Source organism: Microbacterium sp. SL75, from assembly GCF_026625865.1.
GTDB lineage: Bacteria > Actinomycetota > Actinomycetes > Actinomycetales > Microbacteriaceae > Microbacterium.
In genome coordinates, this window is record NZ_CP113067.1 from 867,782 (window position 1) to 887,741 (window position 19,960).

16 protein-coding genes are annotated in these 19,960 nt (G+C 72.1%); 4 read left to right on the plus strand and 12 right to left on the minus strand.

Translation table 11 applies throughout. From position 1 onward, the window contains the following. The first annotated feature begins 44 nt into the window (after nucleotides 1-44). Together OVA17_RS03960 and OVA17_RS03965 are read left to right on the plus strand one after the other, a co-directional pair. Entirely contained in the window at nucleotides 45-1,235 is a 1,191-nt protein-coding gene (locus tag OVA17_RS03960; RefSeq protein WP_267789354.1) for a Gfo/Idh/MocA family protein, read from the plus strand. Nucleotides 1,236-1,273: 38 nt separating this feature from the next. Further along, the gene (locus OVA17_RS03965; RefSeq protein ID WP_103208346.1) at nucleotides 1,274-2,278 is read left to right on the plus strand and encodes a sugar phosphate isomerase/epimerase family protein; all 1,005 of its coding nucleotides are present in this window, start codon (nucleotides 1,274-1,276) and stop codon (nucleotides 2,276-2,278) included. A 222-nt stretch (nucleotides 2,279-2,500) separates the two neighbouring features. Here the strand turns inward: OVA17_RS03965 and OVA17_RS03970 are convergent, their stop codons facing one another. From OVA17_RS03970 to OVA17_RS03995, 6 genes are read right to left on the minus strand one after another with little or no spacing between them, the layout of a single operon-like run. Next, nucleotides 2,501-3,883, minus strand: a complete 1,383-nt coding sequence (locus tag OVA17_RS03970; protein WP_267788322.1) for a nucleotide pyrophosphatase/phosphodiesterase family protein — start codon at nucleotides 3,881-3,883, stop codon at nucleotides 2,501-2,503. Further along, nucleotides 3,880-5,049 carry a metabolite traffic protein EboE gene (eboE, locus tag OVA17_RS03975; protein WP_267788323.1) on the minus strand — a complete coding sequence of 390 codons (1,170 nt, stop codon included), beginning with the start codon at nucleotides 5,047-5,049 and terminating at the stop codon, nucleotides 3,880-3,882. The genes OVA17_RS03970 and eboE overlap by 4 nt, the downstream gene beginning before the upstream one ends. Beyond that, entirely contained in the window at nucleotides 5,046-5,930 is an 885-nt protein-coding gene (locus OVA17_RS03980) for a TatD family hydrolase (RefSeq protein ID WP_267788325.1), read from the minus strand. Before OVA17_RS03980 ends, eboE begins: the two co-directional genes overlap by 4 nt. 1 nt (nucleotide 5,931) lies before the next feature. Further along, entirely contained in the window at nucleotides 5,932-7,443 is a 1,512-nt protein-coding gene (locus OVA17_RS03985; protein ID WP_267788327.1) for an EboA domain-containing protein, read from the minus strand. Further along, entirely contained in the window at nucleotides 7,440-8,306 is an 867-nt protein-coding gene (locus tag OVA17_RS03990) for an SCO3242 family prenyltransferase (protein ID WP_267788329.1), read from the minus strand. Before OVA17_RS03990 ends, OVA17_RS03985 begins: the two co-directional genes overlap by 4 nt. After that, on the minus strand, nucleotides 8,303-9,502 hold the full coding sequence (locus OVA17_RS03995) for an inositol-3-phosphate synthase (RefSeq protein WP_267788331.1): 1,200 nt from the start codon (nucleotides 9,500-9,502) through the stop codon (nucleotides 8,303-8,305). Before OVA17_RS03995 ends, OVA17_RS03990 begins: the two co-directional genes overlap by 4 nt. 293 nt (nucleotides 9,503-9,795) lie before the next feature. Here OVA17_RS03995 and OVA17_RS04000 point away from each other — a divergent pair, with 293 nt between their 5' ends. Then, nucleotides 9,796-10,533 carry a ferritin-like domain-containing protein gene (locus OVA17_RS04000; RefSeq protein ID WP_267788332.1) on the plus strand — a complete coding sequence of 246 codons (738 nt, stop codon included), beginning with the start codon at nucleotides 9,796-9,798 and terminating at the stop codon, nucleotides 10,531-10,533. 94 nt (nucleotides 10,534-10,627) lie between these two features. On the opposite strand, the gene OVA17_RS04005 is transcribed toward OVA17_RS04000, so the two are convergent. After that, nucleotides 10,628-11,599, minus strand: coding sequence for an acetylxylan esterase (locus tag OVA17_RS04005; RefSeq protein WP_267788334.1), 972 nt, complete (start codon nucleotides 11,597-11,599; stop codon nucleotides 10,628-10,630). Beyond that, on the minus strand, nucleotides 11,596-12,594 hold the full coding sequence (locus OVA17_RS04010) for an acetylxylan esterase (protein WP_267788336.1): 999 nt from the start codon (nucleotides 12,592-12,594) through the stop codon (nucleotides 11,596-11,598). The genes OVA17_RS04005 and OVA17_RS04010 overlap by 4 nt, the downstream gene beginning before the upstream one ends. Nucleotides 12,595-12,641: 47 nt before the next feature. Between OVA17_RS04010 and OVA17_RS04015 the strand changes: the two genes are divergently transcribed. Further along, nucleotides 12,642-13,436: a DeoR/GlpR family DNA-binding transcription regulator gene (locus OVA17_RS04015; RefSeq protein ID WP_267788338.1), complete on the plus strand. Its 795-nt coding sequence runs from the start codon at nucleotides 12,642-12,644 to the stop codon at nucleotides 13,434-13,436. Nucleotides 13,437-13,480: 44 nt separating this feature from the next. Here the strand turns inward: OVA17_RS04015 and OVA17_RS04020 are convergent, their stop codons facing one another. The 4 genes from OVA17_RS04020 to OVA17_RS04035 form a co-directional block, all read right to left on the minus strand. Then, nucleotides 13,481-14,374, minus strand: coding sequence for a LacI family DNA-binding transcriptional regulator (locus tag OVA17_RS04020; RefSeq protein WP_267788339.1), 894 nt, complete (start codon nucleotides 14,372-14,374; stop codon nucleotides 13,481-13,483). Between the two features lie 85 nt (nucleotides 14,375-14,459). Next, nucleotides 14,460-16,715: an FAD-dependent oxidoreductase gene (locus OVA17_RS04025; RefSeq protein ID WP_267788340.1), complete on the minus strand. Its 2,256-nt coding sequence runs from the start codon at nucleotides 16,713-16,715 to the stop codon at nucleotides 14,460-14,462. A gap of 65 nt (nucleotides 16,716-16,780) precedes the next feature. Continuing rightward, nucleotides 16,781-18,601, minus strand: coding sequence for a BNR-4 repeat-containing protein (locus tag OVA17_RS04030; protein WP_267788341.1), 1,821 nt, complete (start codon nucleotides 18,599-18,601; stop codon nucleotides 16,781-16,783). Nucleotide 18,602: 1 nt separating this feature from the next. Further along, the gene (locus OVA17_RS04035) at nucleotides 18,603-19,922 is read right to left on the minus strand and encodes an extracellular solute-binding protein (RefSeq protein ID WP_267788342.1); all 1,320 of its coding nucleotides are present in this window, start codon (nucleotides 19,920-19,922) and stop codon (nucleotides 18,603-18,605) included. Between the last annotated feature and the right edge of the window lie 38 nt (nucleotides 19,923-19,960).

Genomic DNA, 19,960 nt, shown 5'->3' on the forward strand with positions numbered 1-19,960 from the left:
CCCCACAGAAAGACGTCATCGTGACCCAGCCCCTTCGCATCGCCATGATCGGTGCGGGATTCATGGGCGCCGCGCATTCCCAGGGATGGCGCGTCGCCCCTCGTTTCTTCGACCTCCCCCTCGCCCCCGAGATGAGCGTGCTCGTCGGGCGCGACGACGCCCGCACGGAAACGGCCGCCGACACCTGGGGATGGCGAGAGAGTGCGACCGATTGGCGCGAGGTCATCCACCGCTCCGACATCGACGTCGTCGACATCGTGACCCCCGGCGACTCGCACGCCGAGATCGCCATCGCCGCCCTCGCCGCCGGCAAGCACGTGCTGTGCGAGAAGCCCCTCGCCAACACCGTCGACGAAGCCCGCCGAATGGCCGAGGCCGCCGCGGCCGCCTCCGCCAGCGGCATCCGATCGATGGTCGGCTTCACCTACCGACGCCTGCCCGCCACGACCTTCGCCCGCGATCTCATCACCGCCGGCCGTCTCGGCGACATCCGCCAGGTGCGCGCCGAGTACCTGCAGGACTGGTTGAGCGACGCCGAGGCCCCGCTCACGTGGCGCCTGCAGAAGGACCGCGCCGGCTCCGGCGCCCTCGGCGACATCGGAGCTCACGCCGTCGACCTCACCGAGTTCATGACCGGGCAGCGCGTGGTCCGCGTCGCCGGCATCCTCGAGACGATCGTCGCCCAGCGTCCCGTCCTCGCTTCCGCGTCCGGACTCTCCGGTTCCGCCGGCACCGAGCGCGGAGCCGTCACCGTCGACGATCTCGCTCTGTTCACCGGCCGTCTCGAGAGCGGCGCCCTCGCCTCGTTCGAGGCCTCGCGCTTCCGCCTGGGTCGCAAGAACGCTCTGCGCATCGAGATCTCCGGCTCCCTCGGCTCGCTGTCGTTCGACCTCGAGAGCCCCAACGAACTGCAGTTCTACGACGCGACGGCCCCCGCCGCCGAACAGGGCTTCCGCCGGATCCTCGTGACCGAGCCCGAGCACCCCTACGTCGCCGCGTGGTGGCCGACCGGTCACATGCTCGGCTACGAGCACGGGTTCTCGCACCAGGCGAAGGACTTCGTCGAGGCGGTCGCCGCGGGCACCGCGCCCACCCCGTCCTTCGCGGACGGCCTGCACGTGCAGGAGGTGCTCGACGCCGTCGCGCGCAGCTCCGAGGGCGAGGGCGTGTGGACCGGGGTCGACGCCGATCTCGCCGCCGCCCCTGCCGCAGACCGCGCCTTCGCGGCATCCTGAACCCGATCCCGCACCCGCACCGACGAAAGGACGACGCGATGACGCGACCGATCACTCTCTTCACCGGCCAGTGGGCCGATCTGCCCTTCGAGGAGGTGGCCCGTCTCGCCGGCGAATGGGGCTACGACGGCCTCGAGATCGCCTGCTGGGGAGACCACCTCGACCCCTGGCGCTGGGACGACGAGGCCTACGTGCAGGAGAAGCTCGCCGTCCTCGAGCGCAACGGCCTGAAGGTCTGGACCATCTCGAACCACCTGAAAGGACAGGTGGTCTGCGACGATCCCATCGACCAGCGACACCGCGACATCGTCTCGGACCGCGTGTGGGGCGACGGCGACCCCGAGGGCGTACGCCAGCGCGCCGCCGAGGAGCTGAAGAACACCGCGCGCCTCGCCGCCAAGCTCGGGGTGAAAACGGTCACGGGCTTCACCGGATCGAGCATCTGGAAGTACGTCGCGATGTTCCCGCCCGCCACCGAAGCGATGGTGGATGCCGGCTATCAGGACTTCGCGGACCGGTGGAACCCGATCCTCGACGTGTTCGACGAGGTCGGCGTCCGATTCGCCCACGAGGTGCACCCCTCGGAGATCGCGTACGACTACTGGACGACGAAGCGCGCGCTCGAAGCCATCGGCCACCGCGCGGCGTTCGGGCTGAACTGGGACCCCTCGCACATGGTGTGGCAGGACATCGACCCGGTCGCGTTCCTGTGGGACTTCCAGGACAAGATCTTCCACGTGCACTGCAAGGACACCAAGAAGCGACTGGGCAACGGCCGCAACGGCCGACTGTCGTCGCACCTGCCGTGGGCCGACCCGCGCCGCGGCTGGGACTTCATCTCGACCGGCCACGGCGACGTGCCCTGGGAAGACGCGTTCCGCATGCTGAACGCGATCGGCTACGACGGTCCGCTGTCGGTCGAGTGGGAGGACGCGGGCATGGACCGCCTGGTCGGAGCGCCCGAGGCGCTCGGCTTCGTGCGGAAGCTGTCGTCGTACGAGCCGTCGGGGGCGGCGTTCGACGCGGCGTTCAGCCAGCGCTGATCCGGGGGGATCGGTCGGAAGCGAAACGAGGGGCCGGATGCCATGGCATCCGGCCCCTCCGCATGTGCGGGCCGTAACCTTCGTCGGGGGCGGGGGCGGCCGGGTCGCGCGTCACCAGAACAGGGGGATGCCACCAGAACAGGACGTATCCGCCCCGAACGTCCTGTTCTCGGCGCATCCCCTGTTCTCGGCGCACCGCCCGCGCCACAGGCAGCGCCCGCCTCAGACGCCCAGCCCGCGCAGCACGAGGTCGCGCACGCCCGCGGCGGGCAGCGACTCGGCGTCAGGCAGCAGGCCGGCGTCGCTCGTGAGCAGCATCGGTCCGTCGCGGCGCGACGACGATAGTCGCCCGTGCGTCCCGCGCACGCACGACGGGTCGAGCGGCACCGTGCTCATGGCGTAGCGCAGGCCCAGTTTCTTCTTCACCAGGTTCGCCCCGGCTTTGGCCTTCGCGAGCCGGTCGGCGGGGTCGAAGAACAGCTCGGCGGGGTCGTAGCCCGGCTTGCGGTGGATGTCGACGCCCCGGGCGTACTCGGGCGCACGCTCGTCGTCGAGCCAGAAGTAGTAGGTGAACCAGGCCCCGGGCTCGGCCACCACGACCAGTTCGCCGGAGCGCTCGTGATCCAGGCCGTACCGCGCCTGCGCGTCGCGGTCGAGCACCTCGTCGACGCCCTCGAGCCCGCGCAGCAGCGCCGTGACGCGAGGGAGGTCGGCGGCATCCGGAACGTAGACGTGGGCCACCTGGTGATCCGCCACGGCGAAGGCGCGCGAGGTCCAGGGGTCGAGCTGCTCGCGGCCGCCCTGCACGTAGACCTCGAGCAGCCCCTCGCGGCGGAGGGCCCGGTTGATGTCGACGGGGCGCGAGGCGGGCTCGATGCCGTACTCCGAGACCGCCACGACGGTGTAGCCGCGGTCGGCCGCGTCGTCGAGCAGCGGGGCGATCGCGTCGTCGAGCTCGCGGGCCGCGTGGTCGGCCTGGGGGCCGTTCGGTCCGAAGCGCTGCAGGTCGTAGTCGAGGTGCGGCAGGTACGCCATCGCCAGATCGGGCGCCGGCCCCCACCGCTCGGTGATCACGCCCCGGGTCGCTTCGGCCAGCCACGCGCTGCTCTGGATGGTCGCGGTCGGACCCCAGTACTGGAACAGCGGGAACTCCCCCAGCGCCCCGACGAGCTGGTCGTGCAGGGTGGCCGGTCGCACGTAGGCGTCGGGGCTCTTCCGCCCGTCGGCGTGGTAGATCGGACGCGGCGTCACGGTGATGTCGGTCGTCGCTCCCATCGCGAACCACCAGCCGAGGTTCGCGGTCCTCAGCTCGGGGCGCGAGCGGCGGGCGGTCTCCCACACCTTCTCGCCCGCGACGAGCCTGTTGTGCTGGCGCCAGAGCAGGGGGTCGCCGAGACCGCGGAAGTACCAGCCGTTGCCCACGATCCCGTGCTCGCGGGGCATCGTGCCGGTGAGCATCGTCGATTGCACGCTGCACGTGACGGCCGGGAGGATCGTGTCGAGTCCCAGGTGCCCGCCGGAGCGGCCCAGGGCGGAGAGCCGGGGCATCGCCGAGAGCGCGCGCGGGGTCAGCCCCACGATGTCCAGCAGCAGAACCTTGTTCACGCGCGGATCCTTTCGTCGATCGCGGATGCCGGGACCCCGGCGAGAGCGCGGGAAAGATGCGTGTGCGCCCAGCGCAGTTCGGCCGCGATCCCGCTGACGAGCGTTTCGGGCTGCAGTTCTCGGGGCAGCACCGACCAGGTGTACGTCTCGACGTCGAGGTGAGCGTCACCGCCGCCGGGGGCCTCGAGGACCGCGTCGATCGCGGCGATCAGCACCTCGGTCGTGGCGCGCAGCGGCTCTGCGGGCCGGGCGTGCAGGGGGATGTGCACGTGCACACGCCAGGGGCGGTCGGTCGGCCACGGCTCGGCGGCATCGAGCACCTCGGGCAGGTCGTCGGCCCGTCGCGTGCCCCCGGCCTCGCGCACCTGGTGCACGTAGCGCTCCTCGGCGAAGGGCCGCAACGCCTCGATCGTGCGCGGGTCGGCGGGGTCGGGCACCTCGAGGGCGACCGAGGCCTGCACCTTGACGATCCGGATGCCGGCGGCGGCGACGTCCGCGACGGCTGCGGCGGGGTCGGCGAACGAGACGGCGAGGTGGCAGGTGTCGAGGCACAGGCCGAGACGCCCCCCGTCCGTGAGGTGGGGGCGGGCGCCGAGCCACGCCACCACGTCGGCGACGTCGTCGAGGATGCAGCCGGGTTCGGGCTCGATCGCGACCCGCACCGTCCGACCCGTCTCGCTCTCGAGGACGGCGAGGTCCTCGACCAGTCGGGTGAGGTTCTCGTCGGCGGCGCGGTCGGCCGCGGCATCCCACCCCGCTCTCCACCCCAGCGGGAGCGTCGAGATGCTCCCCTCCGCGCCGTCGGGGAGCAGGGCCGCGAGGGCGCGCGCGCAGTCGAGGGTGTAGTCCCGCCGCTCGCGCGTGGTCCAGTCGGGGCGGTAGACCGCGAGCTTGACGACATCGTCGTGGAACCCGCGATACGGGAAGGCGTTCACCGTCCGCAGCTCCAGAGCGTTGCGCTCGAGGGCGTCGGCGAGAACCGCACGGGCCCCCGGGTCGCCGGAGAGGGCGGATGCCACGCCCACCGGCATCCACAGTCCGACGCCGAGGCGGTCGAGACCCGCCGCCCGCCGGATCGGGCCCGCGTGCTCGTCGAGCTGGCGGACGATGCCGTCGAGGTCTTCGGCGGGGTGGACGTTGGTGCAGTACGACAGCTCCACCCTCACGCCCCCTGGCGCGACGCGGTGCCGCGCAGCACTGAGTTGCCCTCGAACAGGTCGGGGCCCTGGCTCGCGGGGGCGAAGCCCTCGATCGGATCGGTGTTCACGCGGCCGCTCTGCGCGTAGAAGTCGCGGGGGTTACGCCACAGGATCCGGTCGACGTCGTCGTCGCTGAAACCGGCGTCGAGCATCGCCAGGCCCGTCTTGGCGGTCTTGAGCGGGTCTGAGCGGCCCCAGTCCGCCGCGGAGTTGACGATGACGCGGTCGAGGCCGATGCGCTGCATGATCGCGACCACGCGTTGCTCGTCCATCTTCGTGTCGGGATAGATCGAGAAACCCATCCAGGCGCCGCTGTCGGCCACCGCATCGACGCAGGTCTCGTTGAGGTGATCGACGAGCACGTGCTGCATCGGGATGCCGGACTCGGCGACCACGTCCAGCGTGCGCTGCGTGCCCACGGTCTTGTCGCGGTGCGGGGTGTGGACGAGAACGGGGAGCTCGAACTCGATGCCGAGGGCGAGGTGCTGGCGGAGGATCTCGTCCTCCTCGGGGGTCATCGAGTCGTACCCGGTCTCTCCCACCGCCACGACCCCGTCCTTGGCGAGGTAGGTCGGCAGCTCGGCCATCACCTCGCGGCAGCGTGCGTCGTTCGCCTCCTTCGGGTTCAGCGCGATCGTGCAGTGGTGGCGGATGCCGAACTGCGCGGCGCGGAACCTCTCCCACCCGATCAGCGCGTCGAAGTAGTCGAGGAACGACCCCACGCTCGTGCGCGGCTGGCCCAGCCAGAACGCCGGCTCCACGAGCGCGCGCACGCCCGCCTGATACATGGCCTCGTAGTCGTCGGTGGTGCGCGCCGACATGTGGATGTGGGGGTCGAAGATGCGCATGTCAGGCCCTTTCGCGAGCACGGAGGAGAGAGAGGTCGTCGGGCACGGGCCGGCCCGCGGCGCGGCGCTCGGCCGCGAAGCGCTCGGCCATCGCGGCGAGCTCGTCGTCGGCGCGGGCGCCGAGGCCCGAGACGACGGAGAGGGGGATGCCGAGGAACACGCACTTCAGCACGCCGTGACGCCACGCGTGGTCGTCGAGGTGCTCCGCGGCGAAGGTCCCGAGCGCGGCGGCGACGAGCCGGGTGTCGTTGGCGCGCAGGGCGTCGGCGATCAGCTCGAGACCGGCCTCGCGCCAGGGGGCCGGGGGCGCCTCGATCGCGTCGAGCCCTCGCAGCACGCCCCGGCGCTCGGCGTCGTCGCCGCGGCGGTACAGCGCGAGCACCACGTCGGGGTCGGCTCCGCTGTCGGCCAGGGCCGCGACGATGGCCGCGCGGGCGGCGTCGTCGGCGCTCGGCGCGAAGGGCTCGGCGGAGAGGGGATCGCGCCCCACCTCGCGGCCCGCCGAGGCGAACAGGCGCGGCGCACGAGTGGCATCCGTCCGCACCTGCTCGACCGCGCGGGTGGTCCAGGGGTGCGGTACCGGTGTCGCGGGGGCGCTCGACCCGGGAACGGAGGATGCCACGGGGGTGCGGGGTTCTCCCCCTGCGGGTTCTCCTCCCCCCGCGAGTCCCGCGGACGCCGTGCGCTCCGCCGCCGCGACCAGCGCGGCCATGCTCGCGCGGGCCAGCTCGGGCGCTGCGTGCGCGTGCCGCGGCAGCTCGACCGCGACCACCCCGGTGTAGTCGATCTCGCGCAGCGCCGAGAGGGCGGCATCCAGGTCGAGCTCCCCCTCGCCGAAGGGCAGGTGCTCGTGCGCCGCGGACCGCATGTCGTCGGCCTGCACGTTGCGCAGCAGGGCGCCCGCCGCGCGCAGGGCGCCGACCACTCCCTCGGGCTCGACGACCACGCAGTGGCCGAGGTCGACGGTGAGGCCCAGGTTCTCGGGGTGGCCGAGGCGGGCGCGGAGCGCGAGGGCGTCGGCCACGGTCTCGACGAGCATGCCGGGCTCGGGCTCGAGGGCGAGGACGACGCCCGAGTCGGCGGCGAACCCGGTGAGCTCGAGCAGACGCTCCTCGAGCAGGACGCGCGCCTGGTCGACCGAGACGTCGTCGGGCACGACCCCGCTCCAGAGCGACACGCAGTCGGCGCCCAGGATCGCGGCGATCTCGACGGCACGGCGCAGGAACAGCATGCGCGGCCCGGCCTCGCGGTCGACGAGGGTCGGGCGGTGCTTGCGCAGCGGGTCGAGCAGATAGCGGGCTCCCGTCTCGACCACCACGCGCAGGCCGCGGCGACGCAGGTCTGCGGCGAGCGCCTCGGTCTGCGCACGCCAATCGGCGGCGAAGGGGTCGAGGTGCGGGTGGCCGAGGGTCAGCGCGACCGCCCCGTAGCCGTGGTGCTGCAGCACGTCGAGGGCGGCGGGCAGCGGGTGGTCGGTGAAGCCGTTGGTGCCGTAACCCCAGGTCCAGCTCATGTGATGTCTCCCCTCGATCGGCGGCGGCCGAGCCAGCGGCCGAGAGTCTCGACGCCCAGCAGGGCGGCGGTCGCCAGCGGCGAACCCGCACGGGCGGCGAGGGCCGACTGCAGGGGGACGACCGCGCGGATGCCGGAGCGGGTGGCGTCTCGCGCCTCGCCGGCTCCGGGACGGCGGGCGACCGCCAACTGCCCGGGGAGGACCGCGGCGAGGTAGCGCGCTCCCCCGAGCACGGTGGCGGGGTGGTTTCCCCCACCGAGCAGACCGGATGCCGCGACGGCGACGCTCGCGGCCGCGGCGGCGCGACCGGTGGTCACGGTCGACCCGTCGACCTCGCCCCGCGAGATCGCGGTGACGGCGACGGTGTGCGCGGCGACCGCGCCCGCGGGGACCACCGCCGAGCGCCACCCCGGGCCCGCGGCGCCCATCATCACGTCGAGCCCCCGGCACGCCGCCATGACCACGGGGCCTGCCGCGGTGGGCTTGAACACGGTGTCGTACGCCCACAGCGCGCCGGCCAACGCGACCGAGACCAGGCCCGAGGCGCGACCCGCGGCGAACGCCGAGCCGACCCCCAGGGCGGTGAGGCACACGCCGACCGCGAGGGCGCGGCCACGGCTGATCCGCCCCGAGGGGATGGGGCGTTCCGGGCGTTCGCGCGCGTCGAGGTCGGCATCCGCCCAGTCGTTCACCGCCATGCCGGCGCTGTACAGGCAGACCGACGAGACCGCGAGGGCACCGACGCGCAGGGGTCGGTCCGCGCCCGGCCCGCGCGCGCTCAGCGCACCGACGAGGGCATCGCCGAGGACGGTGAGCGAGGCGGGGGCGCGGACGAGGTCGAGGTAGTCCGCGACCCGGGTCACGGTGCGGCGACCCGAGCTGCCGCGACGGCGGCGGCGGTCTCGTGCACCCACGAGACGAAGTGGGCGGTCTGCTCGCCGAAACCGTGGACGTCGCTGCCCCACGGGTCCTTGAAGAAACAGCCGAGGGCGGTGACGACACCGGCATGACCGGCGCGGGTCGCGAGCGAGAGGGCGCGGACGAGGTCGATGACCAGGGGCGCCGCCAGAGCCGAGTCGTACGCGCTCCAGGTGGTCTGCAGCGTCACGCGGCTGCCGAGGAAACCTGTTGCGCTGACGTGGTCCCAAGCGGTCTTGACGTCGCCGAGGTCGGGCACGTTGTCGATGTGCAGGGGGGTCACGACGTCGTCGCCGACGAGGGCGTGCAGACCGCGGTTCTTCGACACGAGCTTGGAGCGCACCGCCTCGGGGTCGGCCAGGGTCGCCCCGTCGCCTCCGCCGAGCAGGTTCGTGCCCGCCCAGGACTGCACGCGGAACCCGCGAGCCGTGAACATCGGGGCCAGCACGGTGCGCAGCAGCGTCTCTCCGGTCTTGCCGTCCTGACCCGCGTACGCGATGCCCGCCCGTTCGGCGCGGTCGCGCAGGACGGGAAGGTTGAGGGATGCCGAGGGAGTGAAGGCCGCGTACGCGGCTCCGGCGGCTATCGCGGCGAGGGCGGCGCGCGAGCTGGGCGGCAGCACCCGCACGCCCGGCGTCGTGAGGGCTGCCTGCAGCAGCTCGTCGTCTTCGAATCCCGGGTGGTAGGGCGGCAGGGGCTCGGTGGACGAGACGTCGATGACGACGACCTCGCGCAGGTCGTGCCGCTCGCGGAAGTCGACGATGTCGGCTGCCAGCAAGTCGATCTCCTCCTGCTGGGTCGCTGTCATCGCGGGGACGGTGCGGAGGTTCCGATCGGTCTCGCGCAGGCGTTCGGCGACCGCGTCGACGAGGGCCGCGGGGAACATGCCGCCCGCGGCGAGCTGGCGCGCCCGCTCCTCGAGCGGGGTGGTCGAGATGTCGTGGCCGCCGACGACGATATCGGCGAGCGCGGCGAACTCGTCGACGCGCACCGCGTCGGTCTCGGTCGTGAGCCCCACGGGGGTTGCGACCTCCGCGGCGAGGGCGTGGATGCCGAGGGTCGCCGTCGTGGCGAGCGAGCCTCGTGCGCCGATGAACCAGGCGCCGACGTCGGCGGTGTGTCGGGTGTCCGAAGTGTTCACGTGAGGGTCCGTTCTTCGTTGAGGGACGTCGATTGCCGGGCACGCGCGACGGCGCGACTCCGCGGGTGGGAGCTGTGGGGGTGGGGCGCTCCGGTGGGGGATGGAGGGCGGCCCGGGGGTGGTCGGGGGGACTCGTCGTCGAGGTGTCCTGGTCTGTTCGACAGTAGTGAGGCTTTTGCGGAAAGGCAACCAAAAGATGTTGCATTGAAGTGCAATATTCGCCGCCGATTCGACGTCGGGAGCCGGGTGCATGTCGAGGAGGATTCTCGAGCGCCGCCTGCGACACTGCTCTCATGACCGCCCACCGAGACACGACAGCGTCCGACGTCGCGTTCGAGAAGTGGGTGACGCATTTCACCTCGAACCGTCGACGCCACGACGCGATCGAGGCGATGATCGACTGGGAGGCTCCCGCCCGCCTACCGACCGGAGTCCGGGCCATCCTCGTGCGGTCGTTTCAAAGATTCGAGCTGGGTGAGGGCGGCGACGGGCTCCATCTGCTCCGCAAGGCAGAGGGCTGCGGTACCGCTCAACGGGAGGCCCTGAGACTCCTGGTGGCGGAGGAGCAGAAACACTCGGCGCTGTTCCGACGCGGACTCCAGCACCTCGGAGCGGGCACGTTGACCAATCATTGGTCCGACCTCATCTTCACGCGACTTCGGCGCGCGCTCGGGCTGCGCACCGAGCTGGCCCTGTTCCTGACGGCCGAAGCCGTCGCCATGCCCTACTTCGTCGTCCTTGCGCGTTCCGGGCCCGACCCCGTGATCCGCGGAATCGGCACGCGCATCGCGCTGGACGAAGAGCATCACCTCGCTTTTCAGATTGCTCAGCTCCGAGGAGGGCTCGCCGCCCTCACGACGCCCGTGCGGACGCTCGTCCTGCTCCTGTGGTGGGTGGTCGCCGTCGGAGCGGCGACCGTCGTGGCCCTCGACCACGGATCCGCTCTGCGCGCGTGCGGCCTCCCCGTGCGGCGCTATTGGGGAGCAGCGTTGCGCTCTTTCCGTCGGGCCGTCGAGGCGACGGTGTCCTGAGCGGCGGCGCCGGTCACGCCCGCTGGTCTCGAACCCGACTCTCGTCCAGCGTCACTGTTTACACCACGCCGTAGCAGCGCCCCCGGGCGCCACGTCAGCCGTGCACAGCGAGCGCGCGCAGCACCTCGAGCTGATGCGCCGGACCGCCACCCTCGTGGCCGTTCCACGGGTAGACGCGGATGCTCTTCTCCCCCGCGTAGTGGTTGTACGCCGCATACACGGTCGACGGCGGGCACACGGCATCCCGGAGCCCGACCGAGAACAGCGCGGGGACGCTCGCCCTCGCGGCGAAGTTCACGCCGTCGAAATAGGAGAGAGTGCGGAAAACCTCCTCTTCCTCGCCGCGCCGGGTCTGCAGGTAGGTGACGATCTCGCTGTACGGGGCGGCGTCGGTGATGGCGACGGCCCGACGCATCGCGCTCAGGAACGGGAAGTCGATCGCGGCGAACCGCAGCCCCTCGCTCAGCGCCGTCGCGGCGAGCGCGATGCCCCCACCCTGGCTGCCGCCCCACACGCTCACGCGCGTCGCGTCAGTGGCCGGGTGCGACCGCACGGCGTCGATTGCGAGCACCGCGTCGCAGAACACGCGCCGGTAGTAGGAGCGGGCGGGGTCGTCGAGGCCCTCGGTCACGCGACCGGCGACGTGTGGAGCGCCGCCCACGGGGTCGGCGGTCGCGCCGGGGAGCGACCCGCTGGTCTGGCCCCGCGTGTCCATGACCATCACCGCGAAGCCGGCGGAGGGCAGGAGCGTGTGCTGGTGCGCGAAGCCGCGGCCAGAGTTATAGCCGATGTACTGCACGACGCACGGCAGGGGGCCGGAGGCCCCGCGCGGGCGCAGCAGCCACGCCCGCACCTCGTGTCCCGCGAACCCCGCGAAGACGACGTCGTCGACCTCGACGCCGATCACACCGCTGTCGGCCGCGTCGACCGGGGTGAATCGCGCGGGCCATGCCCCCGCGCGCGCCTCGGCGAGCGTATGGGTCCAGAACCGGTCGAAGTCGACGGGCTCCTCGCGCTCCGGGTAGAACGCCTTGAGCTCGGCCAGGGGCAGATCGAACTGGGTCACGAGTTCTCCTTCTCTCCGACGAGGCGCGAGAGCACACCGTCGATGTGAGCGCGCGTGGCGGCGAAAGCCCGCGTCCGGACCTCGTCGAGACCGGCGTACTCGCGATGGCCGTAGGGCTGCACGTCGAGCTCGAGCTCGGCGCCCGGCGCCTCGTCGATCGCATTCGCGACCGCGAACTGGCCGGGCGGGGGAACGTGGCGGTCGCGCAGCGCGCACTCCACACGCACCGGTATCCGGAGGTGGGTCGCCGCCGTCGAAGCGTCGAAGAAGCGCAACACCTCGCGCGCCTCGGGGTGGGTGGCGACGTGGGCGCGCACCCGCTCCCCGCTGCCCTCGCACGGCAGGCGCAATCGCAGGTCGTACTGACCGAAGCTCGGCACGATCAGCGTCGCGCCGACGAATCGGTCGTCCCACGGCAGGGCCAGCGCGCCGATCCCGCCCCCGAAGCTCTCGCCCACGTAGTACAGGGGAACGGACCCGGCGAGCGCCCGCAGCGCCGACCCGGCGTGCCAGAGGTCGACGGCGCACCTGCCGAGGACGTACTCGTGGATCGAGTGGATGCCGTGGAGCACATGCCCCTCGGCGGGCGTCGGCGCCCCGAGACCGGCGTTGAGCACCCCTTGCCCCCGGGCGACGGGGAAGAACACCGCCGCATCGTCCGGGACGCGGTCGACGTCGGGCGCCTCTCGACCGCCGTAGCCGTGGCCGTGCACGATACCCACGCGGGGCGGCACCCCGTCGACGGTCGTGGCGAACCACCCGCGCAGGCGCAGGCCGTCGGCGACGGTGTGCTCGACCAGGAACAGGGCACGGCCGGCGACCCGCCCCAGGGGGCTCATGCGGGGGTCGGGGTCGACCCGCATCGCCTCCGCCGCCCAGGCCCGCCAGCGCTCGGCGAATCCGGCAGGCGGGGCGACCGGTGGCACCGCGCGCAGGGCCGGCAGCTCGAAGCCGTACGCTCCATCGCCCGCGGGATCGGCGATGACGCCGTTCACAAGCGAACCGCCGTGGAAGACTGGAGGCCCGAACGAGAGGAGCGATCGTGCTCGCCGCCGAACGCCGATCCCGCCTCCTGGCCGAGGTCCGCCGCCAGGGCGCCGCCTCGGTTCCCGACCTGGCCGTGACCCTCGGTGTGAGCGAGATGACCGTCCGGCGCGATCTCGACGTGCTGGCCGCCGACGGCCGCGTCGACAAGGTGCGCGGCGGAGCCCGCAGCCCGCAGCCCGGGATCGGCGGCTCTCGCGACCTCGCCACGCAGGCCCGCCGCAACGGCGACGGCAAGCGCGCCATCGCGCGCCGCGCCGCCGAACTCGTCGAGGCGGGCATGTCGGTGGGTCTGGGCGGTGGATCCACGACCTGGGCGCTCGCCCGCGAGCTGCGCGGAATCGACGACCTCACGATCGTGACGAACTCGCTGCCCGTCGCCGACGTCTTCGCCCGCCCCGACCGGGCGGACGAGCCCTACACCCAGACCGTCGTACTCACCGGTGGCGTCCGTACCCCCGCCGACGCGCTCGTCGGCCCGGTCGCGGTCGCTTCGCTCGAGCACCTCCATTGCGACATCGTCTTCCTGGGCGTCCGTGGGATCGACCTCACCGCGGGGTTGACGACCTCGAACCTGCTTGAGGCAGAGACGAACCGCGCGCTGGTCGCTGCGGGGGCCCGGGCGGTCGTGCTCGCGGATCACACCAAATGGGGAGCGGTGGGACTCACCACGATCGTCGACCTGAACGAGGTCGACCTCGTCGTCACCGACGCGGGGCTCTCCCAGGAGGCCGAAGAGACGCTGCGCGCGCACGTCGCCGAGCTGTGGGTGGCCGCCGACGGCGACGACTGAGACGCGCCCGCGTCCTCGAGAAGACCGGGCGGCGACAGCCGCGCTCACCGCGCCGTGCTCGCTCGCGCGATGACCGTGGCGTCGACCACGATGTGCCGGACCGGGACGTCGGCGCCCGGGCGAGCCGCCATCTGACGCTCGAGCTCGGCGAACGCCGCCTCGACGATGCCGTGGTCGTCGGGTGCGACCGACGACAGCGCCGGCACCGAGAACTGCGCAGCGTGTACGTTGTCGATACCGATCACCGCGACATCGCCGGGCACCACGAGCCCGCGCTCGTTCAGTGCCGCCAGCACGCCGAAGGCCACGGAATCGTTCGAGCACACCACGCCGTCGAAGGCGATGCCGGAATCGTGCAGACGCCGCAGCGCCTCCGCACCCTCTTCCGAGGTGAAGGCGTCGACCGGCACGATCAGGCCGGGCTCGTCGGCCAAGCCCAGGCGCGACACGGCGTCGCGGTAGCCGGCGAAGCGTTGGTCCGCGGCATCCGAGGGACGGGACACGCGAGGACCCAGGAAGGCGACCCGACCGCACCCGGAGGAGGCGAGGTGCGCCGTCGCCAGGTCCGCCGTGCGACGGTTGTCGATCGAGACGTGAGTGAAGGGGCTCACGGCGATGTGCTCGCCGAGCAGGACGAGCGGACCCGGGTCGGTGCGCCGCGTCAGATCTCCGACGGTCAAAGACCGAGGGATGTGGATCAGGCCGTCGGTCGCCGGGAGCCCCACCCCGTTCGCGACATCGATCTCTCGCTGGTGGTCACCCTCGGTCTGCTGGATGAGGATCGACAGCCCTCGCGCCTCGGCGCCGCGTGCCAGCAGGGTCGTCAGCTCGGCGAAGTACGGTTCCTCGAGATTCGGCACCGCCAGCGCGACGATTCCCGTGCGCTCGCGACGCGACAGGGGGGAGATCCGCCGCGTCGCCGAGGGCGTGTCGGTCATGGCGGGGCTCCTCGTCGAGGACCGGGCGGCGCTCGCGCGCGCCGCGGGGCGGTCTGTTCTGGGGGCTACGGTATCGCGCGGCATGTCACTCCTGAACACGGAAGGCCACGATGCGGGCCTCCGGCGCGCCGTGGGTCGCCGTCACCACCACTCGCGCGGCGCTGATCGCGCCGAGCCCCTCGGGTAGCGGGTGCCGGCGGCGGCGACGCCTGTTCTGCGCCACCGCCGCGACCTCGACCCATTCCTGCGCCCCGGCCGTCTGCGCCTCGACCCGGTAGGCCTCGACGAGCGAGGGCATCACGAGGTGGGGATCGCGATGGTGGTGGAGGGTGTTGAGCTCGACGTCGGGGTCGTCGTCGAAGATCAGCACGACCTCGCGCGCGACGACCGGCCGCTCCCAGTCGAGACGGAGCCACGCGTCGCCCTCGGCCAGAGGAGCCGAGGCCCAGAGGTTCGGACCACCGAAGGGGCGCTGGTAGCCGCCGAACGCACGCTCGGGCGCCAGCGCCTCTGACGGCGTGGGCACGCGGAACTGCACCGACCGCCCCCGCAACGGCTTGGTCGGCCACTGCACGAGCAGCTCGTCGAGGCTCACCTGGACGTTCTGGTCGTCGGCATCCGAGGTGTGGACGAGGGTCAGGATGCCGGGCGGAAGCTCGTCCGCCACGAACACGCTCACGCCGGGTCGGGCGCGCAAGACGACGACCGCGTTGGCCGGGGTCTGCGGCTCCCACCGCACCGGGGCGTGCACCCACTGCGCCTGGCCCGCGGTCACGGCGACGGTGACCGCGTGCTCGAGGTGCTCGGGGACGACGTTCTGTGGGAGCCCCGTCGACCACACCTCGACCTCGAGATCGACGTCGTGCTCAGCGGTGACCCGCAGGTCGAAGCCGTCGAGACGCGGGTGCACGGGCACGACGATGCCGAGGTCGTGCTCGAGCGGATGGAGCCGGACCGAAGCTGCCTCGCTGGGTCCGAGCCCCCCGCGCACGCCCGAGGCCGTCACCCGCGCCGTGGCGGCGAGGTTCTGCGGGTCGGTGTCGGCCACGCCGATGAGCGGGGCGTCCTGTCGCAAAAGCAGCTGTCGGAGTTCTTCACGGTGATTCTCGTAGAGCCCGCGGGGGCTCGTGTGATGAGCGAGCGCGAGGGATGCCGCGGTCCCCGCCGCCTCGCCCATCGCGGCGCACGTGGCCATGACGCGCGCCGCGCCGAACGCGATGTGGGTGGCCGAGACGTCGCGCCCCGCCATGAAGAGATTCTCGACGTCGGCGGAGTAGAGGGAGCGGAACGGGATCTCGAAGACGCCGTTCGAGAAGCGCTGCACGGCGCCCGCACCGGTCGAGTACATCCCTTCTTTGGGGTGCAGGTCGATCGACCAGCCCCCGAAGGCCACGCCGTCGTCGAAACGCGTCTGCTCGATGATGTCGCGCTGGTGCAGCGTGTAGTCGCCGACGAGGCGGCGGTACTCGCGCTTGCCGGGGACGTTGCCGATCCACTCCAGGTCGAGGTTGTCGGCGTCGAACTCGCCCGAGTTCTTGATGTGGTTCCAGATGCCCAGGATGACCGAGCGCAGCTCGTCGCGGATGCGCTCGTTGTCGTGCACGATGTCGAGCTCGCCACCCCACTCGATCCACCAGTAGTGCGCTCCGCTGTCACCGCTTCGGATGATGCGCGACGACGGGATCGGGGTCTCGAGGATCGACTTCGCCGAATCGGGTGCGACGAAGCGCACCGGATGCCCCACATCCTTCGTGTAGAACAACAGCGTCGAGCCGAGGAAGGTGCGCTCGGCCTCTTCCGGCGCCCAGTCCTCGTCGAACTCCACCCGCGACTCCTTGCCGAGCCGCGCCCTCGCTCCGGAGAGGTGGCCGACGAGTCCGTCACCGGTGCAGTCGAGGAAGACCGGGGCGACGAAGCGCGTCTCGGTCTCGGCTCCCATGGTCCATCCCGTCACCGACTCGATGCGGCGCGCACCCTCGGGGCCGGTGGCGGCCACGTCGCGCACGTCGGTGTTGAGGTACAGCGAGATGTTCGGCTCGGCACGCACGGCATCCAGCACCACGTCGTCCCAGTGGATGGGGTTGCCGTCGGGGTTGCGGTACTGGTTCTCGAGGTACAGCTCGCCGATGATGCCGTTCTCGCGCGCCCACCGCTGATTGCCGTGCGCGGTCGCCCCGCACACCCAGACACGGACCTCCGACGAGGAGTTCCCGCCCAGGACCGGTCGGTTGTTGATGAGGGCGACGCGCCGGTCGAGCCGGGCGGCGGCGATGGCGGCGGCGACTCCGGCGAGTCCTCCGCCGACGACGACCACGTCGTAGTCGGCCGTGTGTGAACGCATTCTGCGGGTGTCCTTCCTGGGGACGCGGGGGCGTCCGAATGTGGTGCGGGGAGAGATCGACGGGCTCAGTCCACGGCGATCGCCTCGATCTCGAAGACCCGGGCGACGTCGGTGGTGGATGCCGACGGGTCGCTGATGAGCAGCCGCACGCCGTCCGCGACGACGCCGCCGGCCGGGACGCTCACGAGGCGCTGCGTGTTCGCGGTGACGGAGCCGAGACTCGTCCAGCCCGTGGGGGTGTGCACCTGCACCTCGAAGGAGCGCAGGACGGCGGCGGAGCCCGAGTCGGCGCTGTAGCCGCTGCGCACGCGCACCTCGTCGAGCGCCGCCGGCGCGGTCATGCTCAGCGAGATCCACGGAGCGGTGCCACCGACCGCCGAGATCCACCGGCTGGCGTCGCTGCAGACGCCGTCGATGGCGAGTGCGGGGCCGGTGTCTGCTCCCAGGCTCGACGAGGCGGTGGCCGTCGCGCCCAGCGCGACGTTCACGCCGCCCGGGTCGTCGCGGAGGTCCGAGACGAGGGTCGACAGCGAGGTGGCGGGACCGACGGCCGCGTCTCGAGGAACGACGGCGCGGGTGAGACGGGCTGGGGCCGCCGCAGGAGCGGAGAGGTAGACGACGTCGGCGTCATCGGTCGATCGCGTCTGTGCCCGCAGGCGCTGCTGGCCCAGAAGCGGCTCACCGACAGCGGCATAGGTCCACGCGGCGGCTGCGTCGGCGCGCTCGGCGACGATTGCGCGGCTGCGCACCTCGCCGCAGACCTGGGCGGTCACGACGGTGTAGAGCCGCGTCGTCGACCCGGCGCGGGTGAGGTCGACGGCAGCCGACGTGGCGACGCCGTCGCCGAGGGCCGCGGAGTCCACGACCTTCTCGTCGATCCAGGACGATCCGTCCCACCGCACGAAGCGGGCGTCGTAGGCCGTGCGGTCCTTCTCGACGAAGCGGTAACCGATGCCCGCGAGAGCGGAGCCGTCGAGGGCGAGCTTCGCGGACTGCACCGCCGGGGTGTAGCTGCGGATCGTCTCGCCGGTGAGGAACGGTCGCCAGACGATCGCGCCCGTCGAGGCGGGGGTGATCGGGCCGGGGACCGTGGCGCCGGCAGCGTCCGCGAGTGACCCCGTCGCCGGATCGTAGACGGCGTACGAGCCGAGGTGGCGCGCGGGGTCGGCGGGGAACGGGCCCCACTCCCACAGCACGTGCACGCGACCGTCGGGCGAGACCTCGAGGTCGTCGGGGTAGAAGGAGTAGCCCTTCGCCGCGGCGATGGTCGTCTCGCGCCCCCATGAGCCGGCATTCCGGTCGTAGTGGTAGAGCACGCCCTCGCGCGCACCGTCGGCATCCGTCCCGGTCCGCACCAGCACCCACGCGTCGCCGTCGGCTCCGCGGGCGGTCACGGGGTAGGTGATGTCGACGTCGAGATCGGGCATGGTCGAGGTGCGATCCACCATCGTGCTCACGTCGCCCGCGGTGTCGGAGCGGAAGTAGTTCCACTGCTCGTTGTGCATCGAGACGAAGGCGTGGATGACCCCGTCACCGTCGACGACGATGGAGGGCTGGTTGTGACCGTTGTCGTCGACGAAGGTGACGCACGCCGCTCCCGGGGAGGTGCGCAGGCACCCCTCGGCCCACGTGCCGTCGGCAGCACGCGAGGCGAGATGCACCTCGTGCCGCGCGGCCTGGGCCGCGGGGGCGTTGAAGGCGAAGTAGGTCACGTCCCCCACGACGTCGAGGGGGTTCCACCACGCCGCCTGGTTCGACGAGTCGACCGCGAACGGGAGCTCTTCGACCGTCGGCACCCCACCGACGGCGTGTGCCGACGGCGCGACGATCAGCCCGAGGGCGAGCGCGGCGATCGCCGCCGCGCTCCCTCCGCGCAGAAACCGCACGTCAGCCGACCAGCTTCTGCGCGGCCTCGCCGGCCCGCTTCATCGCGTCCGCCGGCGAAGCGGATCCGATCAGCACGGCCTGGACGTTGTCGGCGATCGCCGACTCGATCTGCGAGTACGCGGTGAACTTCCACAGCGGGTTCGAGCTGGCCGTGGCCGTGATGCGCTCGCCGAACTGCGCACCGAAGGTGTCGGCGGCGACCTCCGACGACGAGAGCGCCTCTGTGGTCGCCGGCGGCAGACCGCGCAGGGCGTAGTCGGCCAGGATCGCGTCGAGGTCGGACGTGGCGTACTGGGCGAAGTCGCCCGCGGTCGCCGCACCCGTTCCGTTGACCACGGCGATCGCGCCGCCCCAGACGAGGGCACGCGGGGTGTCGCCGGCCTTCATTACCGGACGTGAGACAGGGGCGAGCTTGCTCGCGAGATTCGCGTCGGGCGATTCCTTCGTCACCGCGGCACGGCCCACGGGGGCGTCGTCGTACATCGCGGCGCGACCCTGTGCGAACAGGCTCCGCGCGTCGAAGCGATCGACGTCGGCGGCGATCAGGCCCTGGTCGTAGAGCCCCTTGTACCAGGTGACCGCCTCGATGCTGGCGTCATCGCCGATCGTGACGGTGTCGCCGTCGACCAGCGGGCTGCCGAAGGTCTGCATCCAGATGAGGATGTCCTTGAGCTGCGCGGCCTTCGTCGAGGCGGCGTACGGGATGAGGCCGTTTCCGAGGCCCTTGAGCGCGACCAGGGTCTTCTCGAACTCGTCCACCGTCGTCGGGAACGCATCGGGGGCGACGCCGACCTTGCCGAGCGTCTCGGAGTTGGCGACGAGGCCGATCGCGCCGATGGTCCAGGGCAAGGCATACTGAACGCCGTCGAAGGTGGCCGCCTGCAGGGCCGAAGAGGTGTAGCCGCGACCGGATGCCAGGGCCGAGACGTCCTGCAGCTTGCCGGTGGCCGCGAGGCTTCCGAGCCAGGCGACGTCGACGTGCGCGGCGCCGGTGAACTGACCGCCCGTGACCTGCAGCATGAGCTGGTTGATGTACTCGTTGTACGGGAACGCCGTGCGCTTGATCGCGACGCCGCGGGCCTTCTCGTAGGCCGCGAGGGTGCCCTCGAGCGCCGGCTTCGCCGACTCCTCGGTGAGCGACCACGACGAGAACGCGAAGTCGGTGGGGTCGGCGCCGTTCAGGCCGGCCGCGCCGGCTGCGGGACCGGCGCTGCCGCTGGGTACGCACCCGGCGAGGGCCGCGGCGGCGGCGCCGATGCCGAACATCTGCAGCGCGCGACGACGGGTGATCAACGGGTTGGGGAGCGATGAAGCTGACATAGGTGTCCTCCTTGACAGGTGAGCAGAAGAAAGGGAGA